2 protein-coding genes are annotated in these 1,004 nt (G+C 36.9%); both read right to left on the minus strand.

Features of this window, described 5'->3' with window-relative positions; all coding sequences use genetic code 11:
• A partial coding sequence (locus V7147_RS23835; protein ID WP_335370284.1) for a response regulator occupies positions 1–162 on the minus strand: 162 nt, incomplete at its 3' end.
• A gap of 45 nt (positions 163–207) precedes the next feature.
• On the minus strand, positions 208–915 hold the full coding sequence (locus V7147_RS23840) for a cytochrome c biogenesis CcdA family protein (protein WP_335370282.1): 708 nt from the start codon (positions 913–915) through the stop codon (positions 208–210).
• Positions 916–1,004 lie beyond the last annotated feature (89 nt).

The following is a 1,004-nucleotide window of genomic DNA, read 5'->3' on the forward strand; positions in this document are numbered from 1 at the left end:
AATATCCATTGTCACAAGATCTGGTTTTGTCTCTTTGTATTTTTCAACAGCTTCAAGTCCATTTTCAGCTTCCGCCACCACTTCGTGATCACCTTTAACTAATATGTCTGTGAGAGTAAGTCTCATAAATTTCGCATCATCAACTACTAAGATTCTAGCCACTGTACAGGTCCTCCTTGAAAGCACTTCTTAAGGTAACTAATTCGACTAAAAACCTGTAAATCCTCCAAAGATAGCACTTGCATATGCGATAATTTTTGTCATCCAGTCAAAATACAGTATAACTCCCATAACAATCATTGCATATCCACCAATTTTTACTATCTTCATACTGTTTTTTCGAATCCATTGTAAACGACCAATGAAAAATGAAAGCACAAGGAATGGAATGGAGAATCCTAATGAATACAACACCATATATAGCATTGCAGAGTCTGGATTTGTTCCAGCAAGTGCGATTACTGACATTAAAATTGGCCCCATACAAGGTGTCCACCCCGCAGCAAAAGCCATTCCGATAAAGATCGATCCAATATATCCAGCTGGTCGATGTTTAAATTCAATTTTACGGTCCCTCATTAAGAATCCTGGTTTAATGATTCCAAGTACAAAAAGACCAAAGAAAATAATAAAAATTGCTCCGATTTGACGAATTAAGTCTTTATAATCACTAAAAATTTGGCCGACAAAGGATGTTCCAAAGCCGAGCATCACGAAAATAATTGAAAAACCAACTAAAAAGAATATTGTATGTAAAATACTCCGTTTTTGCAGCATTGCATTTTCTGATTTTAATTCGCTTACAGATGCGCCTGTTATATACGATAAAAATGCTGGATATAACGGTAAACAACAAGGTGAGATAAAGGATAAAAATCCGGCACCAAAAGCAAGGAACACATTTACATCTGCCATTTTAACAACTCCTATAATCAAATGCGCCTTGGCGTATTTGCGCCCGATTTTTTTAGGCCCACAGGATGTGGGTCACAAAGACGTTGCCA

Origin of the sequence: Bacillus sp. JJ1521 (assembly GCF_036965165.1) — a bacterium.
Taxonomy (GTDB): Bacteria; Bacillota; Bacilli; order Bacillales; family Bacillaceae_L; genus Ferdinandcohnia.